14 protein-coding genes are annotated in these 15,734 nt (G+C 45.6%); 7 read left to right on the forward strand and 7 right to left on the reverse strand.

Translation table 11 applies throughout. The features are described from left to right. The first annotated feature begins 34 nt into the window (after positions 1-34). From mnmG to brnA, 3 genes are all read left to right on the forward strand, one after another. The gene (gene mnmG, locus QT974_RS04550; RefSeq protein WP_333467330.1) at positions 35-1,951 is read left to right on the forward strand and encodes a tRNA uridine-5-carboxymethylaminomethyl(34) synthesis enzyme MnmG; all 1,917 of its coding nucleotides are present in this window, start codon (positions 35-37) and stop codon (positions 1,949-1,951) included. A 191-nt stretch (positions 1,952-2,142) separates the two neighbouring features. Next, entirely contained in the window at positions 2,143-2,406 is a 264-nt protein-coding gene (locus tag QT974_RS04555; protein ID WP_333467331.1) for a BrnT family toxin, read from the forward strand. Next, on the forward strand, positions 2,396-2,626 hold the full coding sequence (brnA, locus tag QT974_RS04560; RefSeq protein WP_333467332.1) for a type II toxin-antitoxin system BrnA family antitoxin: 231 nt from the start codon (positions 2,396-2,398) through the stop codon (positions 2,624-2,626). Before QT974_RS04555 ends, brnA begins: the two co-directional genes overlap by 11 nt. Before the next feature lie 80 nt (positions 2,627-2,706). On the opposite strand, the gene QT974_RS04565 is transcribed toward brnA, so the two are convergent. Together QT974_RS04565 and QT974_RS04570 are read right to left on the reverse strand one after the other, a co-directional pair. Further along, entirely contained in the window at positions 2,707-3,048 is a 342-nt protein-coding gene (locus tag QT974_RS04565; RefSeq protein WP_333467333.1) for a DUF5615 family PIN-like protein, read from the reverse strand. Next, positions 3,045-3,269 carry a DUF433 domain-containing protein gene (locus QT974_RS04570; protein ID WP_333467334.1) on the reverse strand — a complete coding sequence of 75 codons (225 nt, stop codon included), beginning with the start codon at positions 3,267-3,269 and terminating at the stop codon, positions 3,045-3,047. The genes QT974_RS04565 and QT974_RS04570 overlap by 4 nt, the downstream gene beginning before the upstream one ends. 203 nt (positions 3,270-3,472) lie before the next feature. Between QT974_RS04570 and QT974_RS04575 the strand changes: the two genes are divergently transcribed. Beyond that, positions 3,473-3,817, forward strand: a complete 345-nt coding sequence (locus QT974_RS04575) for a hypothetical protein (RefSeq protein ID WP_333467335.1) — start codon at positions 3,473-3,475, stop codon at positions 3,815-3,817. Positions 3,818-4,005: 188 nt separating this feature from the next. Continuing rightward, complete coding sequence (locus QT974_RS04580; protein WP_333467336.1) at positions 4,006-4,635, forward strand: hypothetical protein; 630 nt, start codon at positions 4,006-4,008, stop codon at positions 4,633-4,635. Between the two features lie 169 nt (positions 4,636-4,804). On the opposite strand, the gene QT974_RS04585 is transcribed toward QT974_RS04580, so the two are convergent. The 3 genes from QT974_RS04585 to QT974_RS04595 all read right to left on the reverse strand — a co-directional run bounded on the left by QT974_RS04585 (position 4,805) and on the right by QT974_RS04595 (position 10,569). Further along, positions 4,805-5,392 (reverse strand): Panacea domain-containing protein, encoded by a 588-nt coding sequence (locus QT974_RS04585; protein WP_333467337.1) that lies wholly within the window; start codon positions 5,390-5,392, stop codon positions 4,805-4,807. Positions 5,393-5,740: 348 nt separating this feature from the next. Beyond that, positions 5,741-7,807, reverse strand: coding sequence for a sensor histidine kinase (locus QT974_RS04590; protein ID WP_333467338.1), 2,067 nt, complete (start codon positions 7,805-7,807; stop codon positions 5,741-5,743). Positions 7,808-8,688: 881 nt separating this feature from the next. Then, on the reverse strand, positions 8,689-10,569 hold the full coding sequence (locus tag QT974_RS04595) for a HEAT repeat domain-containing protein (protein WP_333467339.1): 1,881 nt from the start codon (positions 10,567-10,569) through the stop codon (positions 8,689-8,691). A gap of 288 nt (positions 10,570-10,857) precedes the next feature. On the opposite strand from QT974_RS04595, the gene QT974_RS04600 reads away from it, so the two are divergent. Continuing rightward, entirely contained in the window at positions 10,858-11,001 is a 144-nt protein-coding gene (locus QT974_RS04600; protein WP_333467340.1) for a hypothetical protein, read from the forward strand. On the opposite strand, the gene QT974_RS04605 is transcribed toward QT974_RS04600, so the two are convergent. Together QT974_RS04605 and metK are read right to left on the reverse strand one after the other, a co-directional pair. Then, entirely contained in the window at positions 10,992-12,155 is a 1,164-nt protein-coding gene (locus tag QT974_RS04605; RefSeq protein ID WP_333467341.1) for a glycoside hydrolase family 10 protein, read from the reverse strand. The genes QT974_RS04600 and QT974_RS04605 overlap by 10 nt on opposite strands. A gap of 662 nt (positions 12,156-12,817) precedes the next feature. Then, on the reverse strand, positions 12,818-14,080 hold the full coding sequence (gene metK / locus QT974_RS04610; RefSeq protein WP_333467342.1) for a methionine adenosyltransferase: 1,263 nt from the start codon (positions 14,078-14,080) through the stop codon (positions 12,818-12,820). A gap of 316 nt (positions 14,081-14,396) precedes the next feature. On the opposite strand from metK, the gene QT974_RS04615 reads away from it, so the two are divergent. Next, positions 14,397-15,608, forward strand: a complete 1,212-nt coding sequence (locus QT974_RS04615) for an RNA-guided endonuclease InsQ/TnpB family protein (protein ID WP_333467343.1) — start codon at positions 14,397-14,399, stop codon at positions 15,606-15,608. The last annotated feature ends 126 nt before the right edge of the window (positions 15,609-15,734 follow it).

The raw sequence follows: 15,734 nt of genomic DNA on the forward strand, positions 1-15,734 counted from the left end.
ATTATTCAATCTAAAATCTAAAATCTAAAATCGAATGACCGCACAAACACCAGTACAATTTCAAGACTGTTTCGACATCATCGTAGTAGGTGGCGGACACTCCGGCTGCGAAGCCGCCCTCGCCACATCTCGCCTCGGATGCCGCACGCTTTTACTCACCCTCAACCTCGATAAAATTGCATGGCAACCCTGCAATCCCGCTGTCGGCGGCCCGGCGAAAACTCAACTGACTAACGAAGTGGATGCGTTAGGCGGTGAAATTGGCAAAATGGCCGATCGCACTTATCTACAAAAACGCATCCTCAACTCTTCGCGAGGCCCCGCAGTGTGGGCGCTCAGAGCCCAGACAGACAAGCGGGAATATGCCGCCGTCATGAACAATATTGTCGAAAATCAAGAGAATTTGACTATCCGCGAAGCGATGGTTACAGACTTAGTTTTGGGCAAAAACGAAGAAGTAATCGGCGTTGAAACATACTTCGGCGTCGCCTTTGGATGCAAAGCCGTAATTCTGACAACTGGTACTTTTTTAGGCGGGACAATTTGGGTGGGCAATAAGTCGATGCCGGCCGGACGCGCTGGAGAATTTGCCGCCGTCGGTTTGACGGAAACTCTCAACCGTTTGGGCTTTGAAACAGGCAGGTTGAAAACAGGAACTCCGGCCAGAGTTGACAAGCGAACTCTCGATTACACTAACCTGGAACCGCAGCCGGGAGATACAGATGTTCGCTGGTTTAGTTTCGATCCAGAAGTTTGGATCGAACGCGAACAAATGCCCTGCTATTTAACTCGAACTACGCCCGAAACTCACCAGTTAATTAGAGATAATTTGCACCTTTCTCCGGTTTACGGCGGCTGGGTTGATGCGAAAGGCCCGCGCTATTGTCCGAGTATTGAAGATAAGATTGTGCGCTTTGCAGATAAGGAAAGCCACCAGATTTTTATTGAACCCGAAGGTAGGGATATTCCTGAACTTTATATCCAAGGATTTTCGACTGGTTTACCCGAAAGTTTGCAATTGCAAATGCTGCGCACTCTTCCCGGTTTGGAAAAGTGCGAGATGATGCGCCCTGCTTATGCTGTGGAGTACGATTATTTGCCTGCAACTCAGTGCTTTCCGACTCTGATGACTAAGAAGATCGAAGGGCTGTTTTGCGCGGGTCAGGTGAACGGTACGACGGGATACGAGGAGGCGGCTGCACAGGGGATTGTCGCAGGGATTAATGCAGCCCGGTTTGCAAAAAATCAGGAGATGATTGTGTTTGCCCGCGAGCAAAGTTATATCGGCACTTTGATTGATGATTTGTGCACGAAGGATTTGCGGGAACCTTACCGGATGCTGACTTCGCGATCGGAATATCGGTTGTTGTTGCGATCGGACAACGCCGACCAACGCTTGACTCCGCTTGGACGGGAAATCGGCTTAATTGACGATCGGCGCTGGGAGTTATTCGATCGCAAACAAGCTAATATTGTCGCGGAAAAAGCCCGTTTGTACTCAACTCGCGTCAAAGAACACGAAGAGGTTGGTAAAGCAATTTTTGCTGACACTCAACAAGTGATTAAAGGTTCAATAACTCTAGCTGATTTGCTGCGCCGTCCCGGTTTTCATTACGTCGATTTAGAACGCTACAATTTAGGCAATTCCAGTCTAAAATTAGCTGAGAAAGATGGTGCAGAAATCGAACTCAAATACTCCGGTTATTTGCAAAGACAGCAAAATCAAATCGATGATATTGCCAAACACGAACGCCGTCAATTACCTGCGGATTTGGATTATATGGCGATCGCAACTCTCTCGAAGGAGTCGCGGGAAAAGTTGACTAAAATTAGACCGTTGACTATTGGCCAAGCGGCGAGAATTGGCGGGGTGAATCCGGCTGATGTTAATGCTTTGTTGATTTATCTGGAAGTGCAAAACCGCAAACAGCCGGTTAGTCTGGGAAAATAATCGGATTTGATAGGCGAGCGCGCGGGACTCAGAAACCGGGTTTCTTCCTAAAATCTCGTGAGGATGTGTAAATTCTCGCAGAAACCCGGTTTCTTGGATGGTTGGGTGGCAAGCAGCGGGGCAATTGCTGGTATTTTGGTACAGTAGGATAAGGGTAGGGTGGCTAATTCCGTTGATTTTACTTTTTGAATATGACAAATTTTGAATATGACGAAAACAAAAGCCGATCCAACCTCGTTAAACACCGGATTGACTTTGTTGAAGCTCAAAAATTATGGAACGAGCCCAACCTGCTAGAAATTCCCGCCAGAACTCAGGACGAGCAAAGATTTTTAATTATTGCTAAGGTAGACAACAAGCATTGGTCAGGAGTTATCACCTACCGCGAGCAAAATATTCGGATCATATCCATTCGCAGATCACGCACAGAAGAGATTGACCTCTATGAAAGCTAAGGAATTTGACCAAAAATTTGATGAGGCGGAAGACATCACCCAGGTACTTGACTTATCCAAAGCCAAGCGTCCCCTCTCTGCTCAAAAAAGGGTCAGCATAGACCTGCCCGTTTGGATGATTGAGTTAATCGATCGAGAAGCCAGCCGTTTAGGGGTAACGCCCCAGACAATTATTCAAACCTCCCTAACGGAACATTTAGCTGTCAACAACCCCTCGTGAACGCAGCCGAAATTCGCGCCAAACTGATTAATTAACCATCAATCGCCGGAGAATTTAATTTTAGATGAATGAGCAATCGCTTAGGGAATACTACTAATTTCTACAATCATTTCTCCTTGTCGTAATCTTTCCAAGGCATCGGGTAGCGTGACGATGAGAATCTGACGCAGGTAACGATTTGTGACATTGCCACAAGTCAGCCAAATAATTTGGGGTGGCGTTCCTAGCCGACATACTAAATCAACAAAGTCGCTATCTTTTGTTATGATTACTGCATTAACAGTTCTCGCTGCCTCAAAAATCTCGATATCTTTTGAGTCCCTTAATCCAATATCTCGCAGTGCCGAAGTTTCTATACTAAAGGTATTAGTGACCCAATTGGCCAAGGTAGGAGGTAACTGAGCATCAATCCAAATATTCATGCTGTCAACCGCGTAAAATCTGTGCGTCGTGCAGCAAACAGCAAGCAGGCTTGGATGTCTTCAGGTTCCAAATCGGGGAAGTCTTCTAAAATTTCAGTGACAATGACATTTTCTGCCAACATTTCTAAAATATCGCTGACCCGAATTCTCATGCCTCGAATGCAAGGGCGACCACCGCACTGACCGGGTGTTTGGGTAATACGAGTTAACAAGTTATTCATTTTGCCTCAAGCTGTTTGATGACAGGTAAGATTCTGTTATTATACAAAAGCTGGTTGCGATCGCGACATGAGAAATCGATAAGGGCGATCGGATCGAGGTTATCTGCGATCGGCAATAGCCAATTTAAACAAGATTCGAGGACACTATGATATTCCCTGGTTGGACTGTTGCTAGAGCTATCCCAGATGAGACTCTAATAGGCTTGGCGGCTGGAAAATACCAGCTTTATGGTGGTGTGGTTCGTTGGGCGGCAGGAACTCCCAATGCAGGGCAAATTATTCGGCATCTGATTCCAGTTGGGTTGAATCCACTCAGCGCCATTCCAGGACTAGATTTTATTCCGGGAATTGTTGCCAATTTTCAACTGAATCAACTGAAGGATATGACAAAGTTCAACACCAATCAGTTAATGCAACTCTCCGGTCAAATTAACACACTTTCAGAATCAACTCAACAGATTCTTCAAATTGCCACAGGCACGGCAGTTTTATCTGGTTTAGGGCTAGTTGTCAGTTCTATCGGTTTTGTTCAATCAATAATAAATTAAATACAATTGATGGCAGATTAAAGGAAATTCAAAAAGATGTACAGGCGATTAAGTATTTTCTTGAAAGTAGTGAGCGAGCCAAACTTTTTGCTGCACTGAACGCACTACTGAAAATTGATGCAAGAACAGCTTCTGAGCATCGTCATACTATTATGCATAATTCGCGGAATACACTTGCTGAAATTAATATGCGCTACAGAGAACTTTTCTCCGAAGCAAGTACCATTGAAACTGCGATGGCGAACGAGGAGTATTTCTCACTAACTGCCCTTGCTCAAGCGCGATGCACGGCTGAACTGGGAATGCTGGACATTGCACACAAAGAAATAGAGGAAATGAATACATTCTGGCAAACTCAAGCGCACCGTATTTCAAAAGAAATTTTGGTAGGGAAGTATCCTGAACGCTTTTTGGCAACAGATTTTGTGGATGATGTATCAGTTGCAGAATTAACTCAGTGGTTAGATTTTGTTTACGATGAAAAGAAAGGTTTAGGCTGGATTGATGAGTTGAGACGCAAAATCAATGAAACGTGGTACTCCAAAGGTTGGTTCTCAGGAGGTGGGTCAGGTCTTAATCAAAACGTGGGGATTGGTCTAGAGAAAGAACAGAAAATGCTTATTCCTGCTCTGAGAAAGCTGATTGCCAGAGGTGCTGTTTTTGAGGGTTATGTTGCACAGTACGAGCTTTTGGAAGAACAGCAAATGAAGCCGTCTGAGTTTGAACATAAGTTAGCTAGCTTATCAGAATCCTCATCAGTTGATGGATATCTAATTCTAGAGCCAACAAACACAGTTCAATTAAAGGAATCAGTTTGATCGGCACCCAACTTTCCGGCGATCGCGCTCACAACACATCCTCGTCTGGTATGAGCGCGATCTTCAACCGCGTCAACGCTGTATCAATCATTTCCAAATCATAAAAACTAGAAAATCCTAAAAACTTTTTGCAAGTTTCTTGAAAGAACGCTTAAAATTATCGGATGCTTCAATCGAGAAGGGAGTTGAGCCAGTCATGCACTTCTCCTTTGCCAATACGATTTAAGGGTTCCGAAGCAAACGCATTATTCACAGTTTCAGACATTGCTAGTTCGTATGCAGGCCGATCGCGTTCAATGCGATCGAGCTTTTGATAACCTAATTCTTTCATGTCATTCAGCAGAATTGGCTCCGTTGAACTTGCTTGAGGTGGTAAACCTTTACGAGCTTTCTTCCAAGGGAATTCTCCGTGAGTCATCTCACTCAGTCGATAAGCATGGTAGCCACCGAAGTATTCCCAAATTTCTTCTAAAAGTTCCTTCTTCTGGGGCAGAAGCTGCAACAAGGATTCTTGCTGAGGAATTGGTAGTTGTTTGGCCTCAAACTCACTGTAGAACTTATACGCAGGAGGACAAACTGGGCCGTAGCGCCATGCTTGGATTTCGGCTTCAAATAATGGTTCATTGTAGAGCGCCAAATGCAAGCTCTGAGCGTAATATAGAAGCTTCTGAACTTTCATGTTCGTCATTTCAGCTTCTAGACCATCCTCATAAGCTCTCATAATGAAGTAGCGAGCAGCATTGAGACAGTCAATCATGGCTCAATCCACATCCTTAAATAAACGTTTTTTCTTTTAACAAATTAGCAAAATGTCAATATATAATTATTAGACATCTCCTAAAAAGCAGGTTTTGAACAGGCATCCTGCCTGTTCCACAAGAATTATGGGAGATGTCTATTATATACGAAGCCTGCAAATAGTGCAAGAATACTGAAAACGGTGTAACAAACCGCATCAGACCAACTTAATTAAATAGACATCTGGGAAAAATAAAGTATCGCGCCCGTAGCGATCGCCCCCACTCACAAAAGTAAAGCATTTGGACACAAAACAACAGCTTTGCAACATAAATTGTCGCCCAAATGCTTCAGCCCAAACATCACATCACCCATTTCCGGCTGGTATGCGGACAGTGAAAACAGACCCTTTTCCCTCCTCGCTTTCTACCAAAATCTCGCCCCCCATCATCTGACAGTAATGGCGGCCGATTGTCAGCCCCAATCCTGTGCCGCCGTACTGGCGCGTCGCCGAACAATCAGCCTGCGCGAATGCTTCAAACAATTTGTGTTGCTGTTCCTCAGACATTCCAATACCGCTATCTTTAACAGATAAGCAAATCCAATCCGATGCTGTAACATTAGCAATCGGACAAGCAATCGAACTCGATTTCGTGCAGCCTCCAGCCCAGGAATTTTCAAGTAAACTAGATAGCTTAGCCCCACCATCCGATTCTCGGGTTCCCTGAATGCGGCTGACGCTGATTTTGATGCTACCTTTTTTGGTAAACTTAGCAGCATTGTTCAGCAGGTGTTGTAGCACTTTCCGCATTTTGCGAAAATCTGCGTGCATTGTTCCGACATTGCGATCGCACTCTATTTCTAAAATATTACCATTCTTTTCTATCGATAATTTCTCGGCAATCGCCACATTATCGACTAGCGACACGATGTCAAACTCTTCGATGTCGAGTTTCATTCCCCCCGTTTGAATTTTCGACAAATCGAGGATATCGTTAACCAAAGATAGCAGGTGCGTGCCCGCATTCTGAATTTTGTCTAAGTCGGTAACAAAATCCTTGCAGCCAGAATCCATAGCATCTTCCAAAAGTAGTTGGCTGTAGCCGATAATCGCGTTTAAAGGTGTCCGCAACTCGTGGCTCATATTTGCTAAAAACTGGCTTTTAGCAGTGCTGGCTGCTAAAGCTTCTTCTTTAGCTTGTTCCAATTCTTTGGTATGTTCGGAAACTCGCTCGATCAGGTGATTGAGAGACACTGCTAGCGAGCCGATTTCGTCTTGTGCGGTGACTGGTGCTCGCAAGTCAAAATTTGACTCGGCGGCTACTTGTTCGGCTACCTGAGTGACGCTGAGGACTGGTTTGGCGATCGCCCGACTGGTACGGTAAGCCACGATTCCGGCCACCGCTACCGACAGCAGCATACTGATCGTAATTATGGCTTTTTCGATGCCTTGGGCCTCCTCCATCACTGCACCGCCTTGTCGTTCTTGCTGCTGAGCAATATCCAGGATTTTGCTCAATTCCTCAAGGTGGCGATCGAGTTCTTTTACACCTTCTCCGCTTTCTGTCGCCAACAATTTTCGGGCAGACTCTATCTCCCGAGGCGACAGTTGCGATCGCTGGATTTGTTGCAAAGTTAAAGACAGAGTAGCGGCATAGGATTCTAAATCTTCCGTGCAATTTTGGAGTAAAGTTTTGAGAACTTCCGGCTTAGCTGCCAGCCAAGCTGGTTGGCTGTCGGCAAATTTTTCTATGCGCAAATGCAGGTTTTTTGCCTTGACAATACTCTTGAAAAACTGCGCTTTTTGCTGGTTCAACAAAGCAGAATTATCTACAAAAGAATCTAGCTGCGATCCTTGCAATTGTGCCGCTAGGGCTGCATCTTTAAAATTGCCGAGCAATTGCGCTTGGATGTGAGCGTCATTGAGTTGTTTTAATCCTTGTCCTTGGTGGCAGTCGGCAATCACCAGTCCGCTCAGTGAGCCTAGAAAGCCGATTCCGATTGCCACCAAATACCCACCACCAATTTTTCGATCGATCGGCAAACCGCGAATTTTATTGGGCAGTATTTTGCCGATTTCCCAGGAAGTTTTTTCTCCCATTTTTTGGATAAATGATATTTTTTCTTTGGTTGCTATAGCAGCGAATTGTTCGGAACTAAAAAACCGCCTCAGTTTATCTAAACGGCTATTGCTGGGGTTGAGTTCTTGACTTTTTACAGGTTTTTCATGGTGGTTAAATTGTTCTATTTCGGGATTAACCTCGTCCTTTTTTGACCAAGATGCAACAGATAAAACTGCTTGATTTTCTGTTTTTTTGAGCAAATTAATTTTTGACATATGCAACCGCTGTATTCTGTTAAAATCTACCACGCTCTTAAGTTCTCCAAAGGGAAAAGCTTGTCTGGTTTGCAGCAGACACCTGCGAAAAATCATCTTTGACTCTGGTCGAGCCCTAGGATAAATTTAAATTCGCTTGGTGTCTAATAGATAATTAGGCTGTTGATGGCTGTTGCCAAATTACTTTTTCGATTCGTAAAAGTCTGTAGCAGGCAAAAACAATAAAAATTTATTCCGGCAGTGAATTGTTCCCGCATAGAATATTACAGCCAGAAAATTCTGTCTGATAGGTTTTGCCTGTGAGTGGGCCAAAGCTGATATTGTCTCTTGACAATGCACCCGATTCCTCAGCTTTGGGGTTTGGCTGTCAGCAATGCGACGATTGCTTGACGTTTGTTGTTGAGCATCCGACTTATAGCACAGAATGTCACAAAGGCAACTGACGGTCGATTTTTTGCACGAGCGGCGATCGACTTTTGGCAGTGCTGCCTCCGCAAGACCAGTCTGAAGTCAAGTCGTGTAAGTTGAGTATACCTTTATGACTTAGTAAAAGAAACTGAGTTCCAGGAATTCAGTAGATTTGCGGATTGAATATTTTCGACTGGAGACTGAGCCTAGAGATGAATCTGGCAGCTTGAACAAGATTCAAAAATTTTGATTTTTCCACGATTAATTTCGGGGGCTGGTATTAGTCTTGAGCCGACTCAACTGTTGGCGGTTGCGAGATATATCTCTAGCAGGGGACAGTTGACAGTGGACAGTTGACAGTTACAGAATCAGGAAATTAAACCGTTTAGGCTATGGGTTAGGAGGCTCTATTGATGAGGTTATTTATGTCCTCACCGCTGTAGCGATCGCGAGATATATCTGTAGCAGTGGTTAATTCGATCGCCCAACTTGATGCCTGTTCAAAAAATAATCTAACTTGCCTGGCGTTGCTTCAAACCCACCAGACAATAAGTAATTCCCAAATCCGATCAAATCGAAAATTGAGAATTAGATAACTTACCGTCCCTACCCAAAGCTTCATCGGCCAATTCCACCATCCAGCGGTTCGGCCTGGCTTGTGGTCTGGCGGCGAGTACCAAGGCCCAAGCTGCCCTTTCTTGGCCGCGGCCTGTCAGCGCCGCACATACAGTCAAAGCCGCAGCCGTAGAACGGCTGATGCCGCTTTGGCAGCAGACAAGCAAATTGCCTGGGCGCCCTGACATTTTGAGGGCGAAGTCAATAATTTGAAGTACGTCATCAAGTGCGGGTAAGACCCGATCCGGGTCGTCAACGGGGGTTTCCAGGTCGTTAAACGATTGTCGCAGCCGGTTGGGGACTTTGTGAAAAATTTTGGGTTCGGGCACGCCGGGAGTGCCGATCGAGATCAAGTATTGCAAATTGCGCCCCGCAGCGCGATCGATAATGTATTCGCTGGCTTCTGCTTCCGAAGCAATCAAGATGTGCGGCAGTTTTTCATCCCATACATCCGTAGCAGCTTCAGCATCAAAATAAACTGTTTTTACCTCAGCACTCCGATCGGGCAAGTATTGGGCGGCGAGGGCGCGAACATCAGCAATTTCGCGGTTTAAAGCTGCTTCCAGAGCCAAAATAGCAGCCGGAGACCCAATTTGACCGAGGGATTTAACAGCCTTTTGGCGCACTCCAGGGGTGTCATCTCCCAGCAGTCGCACCAAACCTGCTACAGCCTCTTCTGTGCCAATTTGCCCCAAAGCAGCAGCAACTCTCCACCGCACGTAGGATTCGCTGTCGCCTCGCGCGATCGCCAGTCCTGCGGCCACCATTGTTTGCAAGTTATCATCTCCGGCTGTATTGATGTTCCCCAGAGCCACCGCCGCCCGGCCGCGCACGAAAATATCTCGATCCGAGAGCGATCGCATTACCGCCACAGCAGCCACCTCGCTGCTGATTTCCCCCAAGGCAGAAACCGCACTACCGCGGACATCTGAGTCGTCATGGTTGAGGGCTTGCAGCAGCCCCGACACGGCCGTTTCCGTGGCAATTTGTCCCAAAGCCTCAGCAGCCCTCAAAGAAACGGCATAGGAGTCGCGATCCTGGAGCAATTCTATGAGCCGCGGTACTGCTTCGATCGCCCTAATTTTCCCCAAAGCCGCCGCCGCCCTAGCGCGGACGAGGTGATTTTCGTCTCTGAGGGCATCGATCAGCCCGGGAACAACAGCACAGGAGCCAATTTTTCCGCAGTTGACCGCCGCCCGCCAGCGCACCTCAGAGTCTTCATGTTTGAGGGCTTTGAGCATTGCGGGGACAGATGTTGTCGGGTTAATTTTGCCCAAGGCCCAAACTGCCCAAGCCCGTACCCCGGGGGCTTTGTGGTTCAGGGCTTTCACCAGCGCCCAAGCTGCTGGTTTCGTGTCAATTTCTCCCAGAGCCCAAGCAGCCCAAGCTTGGACTTGCGAATCTTCCGATTCGAGCGATCGAGCTAAGGAAATTACTGCTGTTGGAGAGCCAATTTGGCCGATCGCCCGAATGCAATGAACGCGCACCGCACTATTTTTGTGGCTCAATGCTTTGACTAGCATCGGAATTGCCAAATCCGAACAAGTTAGCGCCAGCAGTTTAATTTTGAGCTGGGGGGAAATTTTGATTTTTGCGATTAATTTTAGTGCTGCTTTTTGAAATTCTGGCTTTACCTGTCCTGCTAGTTTTGAGCCGAGTTTAAAATTTACTTTGAGCGACAGTTTTATTGCCCGCAAAGCCAGACTTTGCTCAGCAACTTGTGGCAATATTGTCGCCAAAGCGTGCATTCCTTGTTTTTGTTTCAAATATTTTTGGTTAAATTGATCGTCGCTGAGCTCTGATAGCTCTTGGATGAGGGTTGCTGCTGAGTTCATTACTTTATCCTCATATTTTGGCGATCGCCTCAGATTGCTCTTTTAAACTCACTTTCATAAACAAATACGGCTGCACTACAAAATTTAACTTATTAACCAAGTTCCACCACTTATAAAATATAGCTTTGATCGCAAAATTCGGGTACTATTTTTGATTTGAGATTGGGGATTGACGGATTGATTGGTCAATAGCTCGCACCGCTGTATGTCCGATACCACTATTGTTGCAACTCCCCAATCATTGATTCTCTGTTTTTTTTGGCGATCGGCTTGACAAGAGCCTAGCGCTTGCTGCGCCAGCATTTGTACGCTCTGGTGTTTGGCAAGCTGTGCTATATCATTTTAGAGCGAGTTGGTTGCAAATATCGATCGGCTCAGTGGAACGCAGCTAACCGCAAACAGCCCGATTTGAATACAGTGTGTCAGCGGTAGGGCCCGTGTTTCAAAGCCTCAGCCAAAGCGTTACCGTTATCTCGCAAACCTTCGTAAAAAAACAACACTTCTCCTTGAATCCCGCTCTGGCGGTTGCAGGCAATTACTTGCAACAACAGCTCCGGATTCATGCTATAATTGCTGCCTCGATTCGCCAACAAAATACCGGGCGACACGCAGCGCAGTTGCTCGCTGCTGAGCTGTTCTCCAACCAGTCGATCGACCAACTGTTTGTAACCGTTAAAATCGCGGCGGTAAAACTGCGGGTGAAGCATATCGACCAACTTTTTGTCAACAAGAGCTGGAGAATCTTGCAAATATTCCACCAGTCCCCATTCATAAGGACTCGGCGACAGCGACAGCAACAAATCAGGATTAATCGCCTTCAATTCTCGGTGCAAGCGAGCCACAAACTCAGTAATTATATCAGCGCGCCAGTGCAGCCAATGTCGCTCCTTCGGATGCTGCGGCGGTTCTCTCCCGCACTCTTGGCGGTAGCGTGCAACCGTTTTTTGGTCATAACCGCCTTCAGAAGGTAGCGCAATGCGATCGTCTCCCTGAACGCCGCTTACCGGATAATTCCTCGCAACTTCCAGCATCAACCCCAGCAAAAAATCTTGCACTTCCACGTCCAGAGAATTCATCCATTCAAACTTATTTTTTGTAAGTAAATTGCCATTAATATCGCGCGCCGCCCATTCCGGTTTCTGCGCCAGCAAATGACCGCCGTTGAGATTGTAAGAACTCACAAATCCGTATTCAAACCAAGGAATAACTTTTAAACCGACTCTATCTGCTTCAACAATTAATTCGGCCAAAGGGTCGCGCCCTTGGTAGCGCGGATCAATTTCACATCCAAACTGTTCGCACATAATTCGAGAAGGATAAGCAGTAAAACCCCGGTTCCACACAACAGGAAATACAGTATTAAATCCCGTATCAGCAAGAAAGTCCATTGCTTCTGCAATCCGCTGTTTTGATGTGAGAACTTGGCAGTCTGTGCTGGGTATCCAAACGCCACGAATTCCACAGTCAAGCCCCAACAAACTCGGCTGCGAGCCTGGATTTGCTACATTTCTTTTTTCAGCAAATTGCTGTTTAAATCGCCCACCAAATCTGCCAACTGCTGACTTAATATCTGGAAAAAAAGGCATTTGTTTTATTGATATTGTAAGCTGTACCAGCACTCAATCCTCTGCCCGACTGATTTTCAAGCCCATCTAACCCTTAAAATTAAGCAGTTTTTAGGGTGTGGATTGCCTTTAGTCTGGATGTTGTGGCGTATTCTCCCCGGCCCCGTTTAACTAACTTTCTTTCAGCTTTTTGATTGTGAACCCAAGCTCTCAGACCAATTTTCCTTGATTTGACAAGCACTTGTATGAATCAGGGAGCGATCGCTAAACTGCTGATGCAACCGACTATCCAATGCGAGTAATTGCAAAACAACAAAACTAATCAATGCAATTCAGGTTTATTTTAGTCTAAAAAATTAGCAAGTGCAATAGCATTTTTCTCAGGGTAGTCTCATTTATATCGCGCCACTAAACATGAACTGCGCATTCTAGATTATTTGGTAGCACCCGATATTATTTATTGATAATATGTGCGAAAAATGCTCGATATGATGTATGGATAATTTGCTCCCGCCTGCATCTTACTTTGTAAGTAAGTCCACCTCATTAAACCTAAAATACGGAGCGCGCTCAAGCTTGCTGCGCATATCTTCTTCCCTGATTCCCTTCTTGCTGATAACTGCGGACTTCTACTTAGCACCCGTCTGTATAACTAAGGTGCGCCTCGGCGCACCTTAGCTATACTATTTAGCTACTCCAGACAACTGTTGGCTTAAAGCTGCTTTCAAAACTTCGGCCTTATCAGTTTGCTCCCAAGGCAATTCTAAATCAGTCCGTCCAAAGTGACCGTAAGCTGCCACATCTTGATAGAAGCGACCGCCTCTTTCAGCAGGCAAATTCTGCAAATTAAATGCCTGAATGATTCCAGCAGGACGCAGTTCAAAAAGCTGCTTGACAACTTCCAAAAGGCGATCGTCATCAACTTTACCAGTGCCAAAAGTTTCGATCATCATGCTCACAGGTCGCGCTACGCCGATCGCATAACTCAACTGCACTTCACACTTTTCGGCCAAACCAGCAGCCACGATATTCTTAGCAACATAGCGACAAGCATAGGCCGCGCTGCGGTCTACCTTCGTGGGGTCTTTGCCAGAAAAAGCCCCACCGCCGTGACGGGAATAGCCGCCGTAGGTATCCACAATAATTTTGCGGCCAGTCAAACCCGAATCTCCTTGAGGCCCGCCGACAACAAATTTGCCAGTGGGGTTGACAAGGAAGCGAGTTTCTGCATCCGGCTTGATGCTAATATCGGCAAACACCGGTTGGACGACAGCAGTCCAAAGGTCGGCTTTAATCTTGGCTTGAACAGCACTCGTTTCTGTAATATTGTCGATCGTCTCAGTGTGCTGCGTAGAAATCAAGATCGTATCAATCCCAACAGGTTTCCCATCTTCGTAAGCGATGGTAACTTGGCTTTTACCATCGGGACGCAGGTAAGGCAATTGACCAGTTTTGCGGACTGCGGCCAGTTGACGGCAAATCCGGTGCGCTAAACTAATCGGCAAAGGCATCAATTCCGGCGTTTCGTTGCAAGCAAAACCGAACATCAAGCCTTGGTCGCCAGCGCCGATCGAATCCAACTCCTCTTCACTCGATTGTTCCCGACTTTCGTGAGCGGTATTCACCCCTTGAGCAATATCGGGCGATTGAGAGTCTAGAGCTACCAACACCGAGCAGCTATTAGCAGAAAATCCGTTGTCAGGGTGGATATAGCCAATATCGGCTATTTTTTTCCGTGCCAACTCTATGTAATTTACTTGAGCTTTGGTGGTAATTTCGCCCGTCAGCAGCATCAAGCCCGTGTTGACGACAACTTCGGCTGCGACGCGACTTTTAGGGTCTTCGGTGAGCAAGGCATCTAAGATAGTGTCTGAAATTTGATCGCAGATTTTATCGGGATGGCCTTCAGTGACCGATTCAGAGGTAAACAGGTAGCGGCGTGACAATGATTATTTCTCCTTTGATTGGTGCGAATCCTGCGTGACATTGGCGACAGACGACTGACTTTTCAGGTAGAGGCGCAGAATCATCGCGTCTCGGTCGCCAGAAAATTTGTGTCGGTCTGGTGCGAGTTTAGGCAGGGTTTGAGATTAGCTAAAGTGACACTACTATAGCAAAATCAGTTCCGGGAAGTCCTGAAAAACTTACATTTTGTCGGATTGTCCATAAGTCTTTGACCAAAAATATGGGATACAAGCCCCGTCCTTCGCTTGACGGCTTTGTTTGTGTTAGACTAATTTCCGTAGAAGTTTGCCACGTCAAATGATAGTTTTAGAGTTTAAGGCAAAAGGGAAAATAACTCAATACGCAGCGATAGATGAGGCAATCAAGACGGCTCAGTTTGTCCGCAACAAGTGCATCCGTTTTTGGATGGATAATCGCGGTGTTGGGCAAAAAGATTTGTATCGCTACAATACTGCGTTAAGGGAAGAATATTCCTTTGTTAAAGACTTAAACTCTCATGCTTGTCAGGTAGGAGTAGAAAGAGCATATAGCTCGATCGCTCGGTTTTACAGCAATTGTAAAAAACAAGTTCCAGGGAAAAAGGGGTATCCACAATTTAAGAAAAACAATCGTTCAGTTGAATATAAAATATCTGGATGGTCGCTTTCTCAAACAAGGAAACAAATCACTTTTACTGATAAAAAAGGAATTGGAAAGCTAAAAATCAAAGGAACGTGGGATTTAAACTTCTACCAAATAGAACAGATCAAACGGGTTAGGTTAGTCCGTCGTAGTGATGGTTACTATGTTCAATTCTTGGTGAGTGCAAAAACCAAAGTAGGCAGACAGCCGACTGGTAAAACCATTGGCTTAGATGTTGGCTTAAAAGAGTTTTACACAGACAGCAATGGACGCAGCGAACCTAACCCAAGGTTTTATCGCACAGGAGAAAAGCGTTTAAAATTTCGACAAATACGTGTTTATCGTAAGAAAAAAGGCTCTATTAACCGCAACAAAGCTATTAATAAATTAGGGCGAGTACACCTCAAAATAAGTAGGCAACGTGAAGAACACGCTAAGAGAGTAGCGCGTTGCGTAATCCAATCTCACGATTTGGTAGTTTATGAAGATTTGAGGATTAAGAATTTAGTGAAAAATCACTGTCTCGCCAAATCTATTAATGATGCTGGTTGGTATCAATTCAGGAAATGGTTAGAGTATTTTGGGGTGAAGTTTGGCAGAATAACTGTAGCGGTCAATCCTGCCTACACATCGCAAGAATGCTCTAACTGTGGGGCAGTAGTCAAAAAATCTCTATCCACAAGAACTCATGTTTGTGAATGTGGACTTGTGCTGGATAGAGATTGGAATGCTGCTATTAATATTCTGAAATTAGCCTTGAGTACGGTAGGGCATACCGGAACTTGGCTCTTAGATCCGAACGCTTCAGGAGATTCTACCTCTACTTGTGCTGGAGAAATCCTGCATGAGCAAGTTGGGTCTATGAATGAAGAATCTGCGCCCTTATAGGGCCCAGAGTGTCAAAAAGGTAAGATACAGTCAAGGTATTATAAAACTTCATTAAGTTTGTAAGCAGTAGTAAGCAACGGTAGTATCATATAGTCAGAAGGTCAACAAGCGAAAATTATTGCGAGC

Origin of the sequence: Microcoleus sp. BM001215392, assembly GCF_036700185.1 — a bacterium.
GTDB lineage: Bacteria > Cyanobacteriota > Cyanobacteriia > Cyanobacteriales > Microcoleaceae > Microcoleus.

What these genes read in the sequence shown, in the direction of transcription:
- mnmG (WP_333467330.1), top strand. Translation starts at nt 35, where the DNA reads ATGACCGCACAAACACCAGTACAATTTCAAGACTGTTTCGACATCATC.
- QT974_RS04555 (WP_333467331.1), top strand. Translation starts at nt 2,143, where the DNA reads ATGACAAATTTTGAATATGACGAAAACAAAAGCCGATCCAACCTCGTT.
- brnA (WP_333467332.1), top strand. Translation starts at nt 2,396, where the DNA reads ATGAAAGCTAAGGAATTTGACCAAAAATTTGATGAGGCGGAAGACATC.
- QT974_RS04565 (WP_333467333.1), bottom strand. Translation starts at nt 3,048, where the DNA reads ATGAATATTTGGATTGATGCTCAGTTACCTCCTACCTTGGCCAATTGG.
- QT974_RS04570 (WP_333467334.1), bottom strand. Translation starts at nt 3,269, where the DNA reads ATGAATAACTTGTTAACTCGTATTACCCAAACACCCGGTCAGTGCGGT.
- QT974_RS04580 (WP_333467336.1), top strand. Translation starts at nt 4,006, where the DNA reads ATGCGCTACAGAGAACTTTTCTCCGAAGCAAGTACCATTGAAACTGCG.
- QT974_RS04585 (WP_333467337.1), bottom strand. Translation starts at nt 5,392, where the DNA reads ATGATTGACTGTCTCAATGCTGCTCGCTACTTCATTATGAGAGCTTAT.
- QT974_RS04590 (WP_333467338.1), bottom strand. Translation starts at nt 7,807, where the DNA reads ATGATTTTTCGCAGGTGTCTGCTGCAAACCAGACAAGCTTTTCCCTTT.
- QT974_RS04595 (WP_333467339.1), bottom strand. Translation starts at nt 10,569, where the DNA reads ATGAACTCAGCAGCAACCCTCATCCAAGAGCTATCAGAGCTCAGCGAC.
- QT974_RS04605 (WP_333467341.1), bottom strand. Translation starts at nt 12,155, where the DNA reads ATGCCTTTTTTTCCAGATATTAAGTCAGCAGTTGGCAGATTTGGTGGG.
- QT974_RS04615 (WP_333467343.1), top strand. Translation starts at nt 14,397, where the DNA reads ATGATAGTTTTAGAGTTTAAGGCAAAAGGGAAAATAACTCAATACGCA.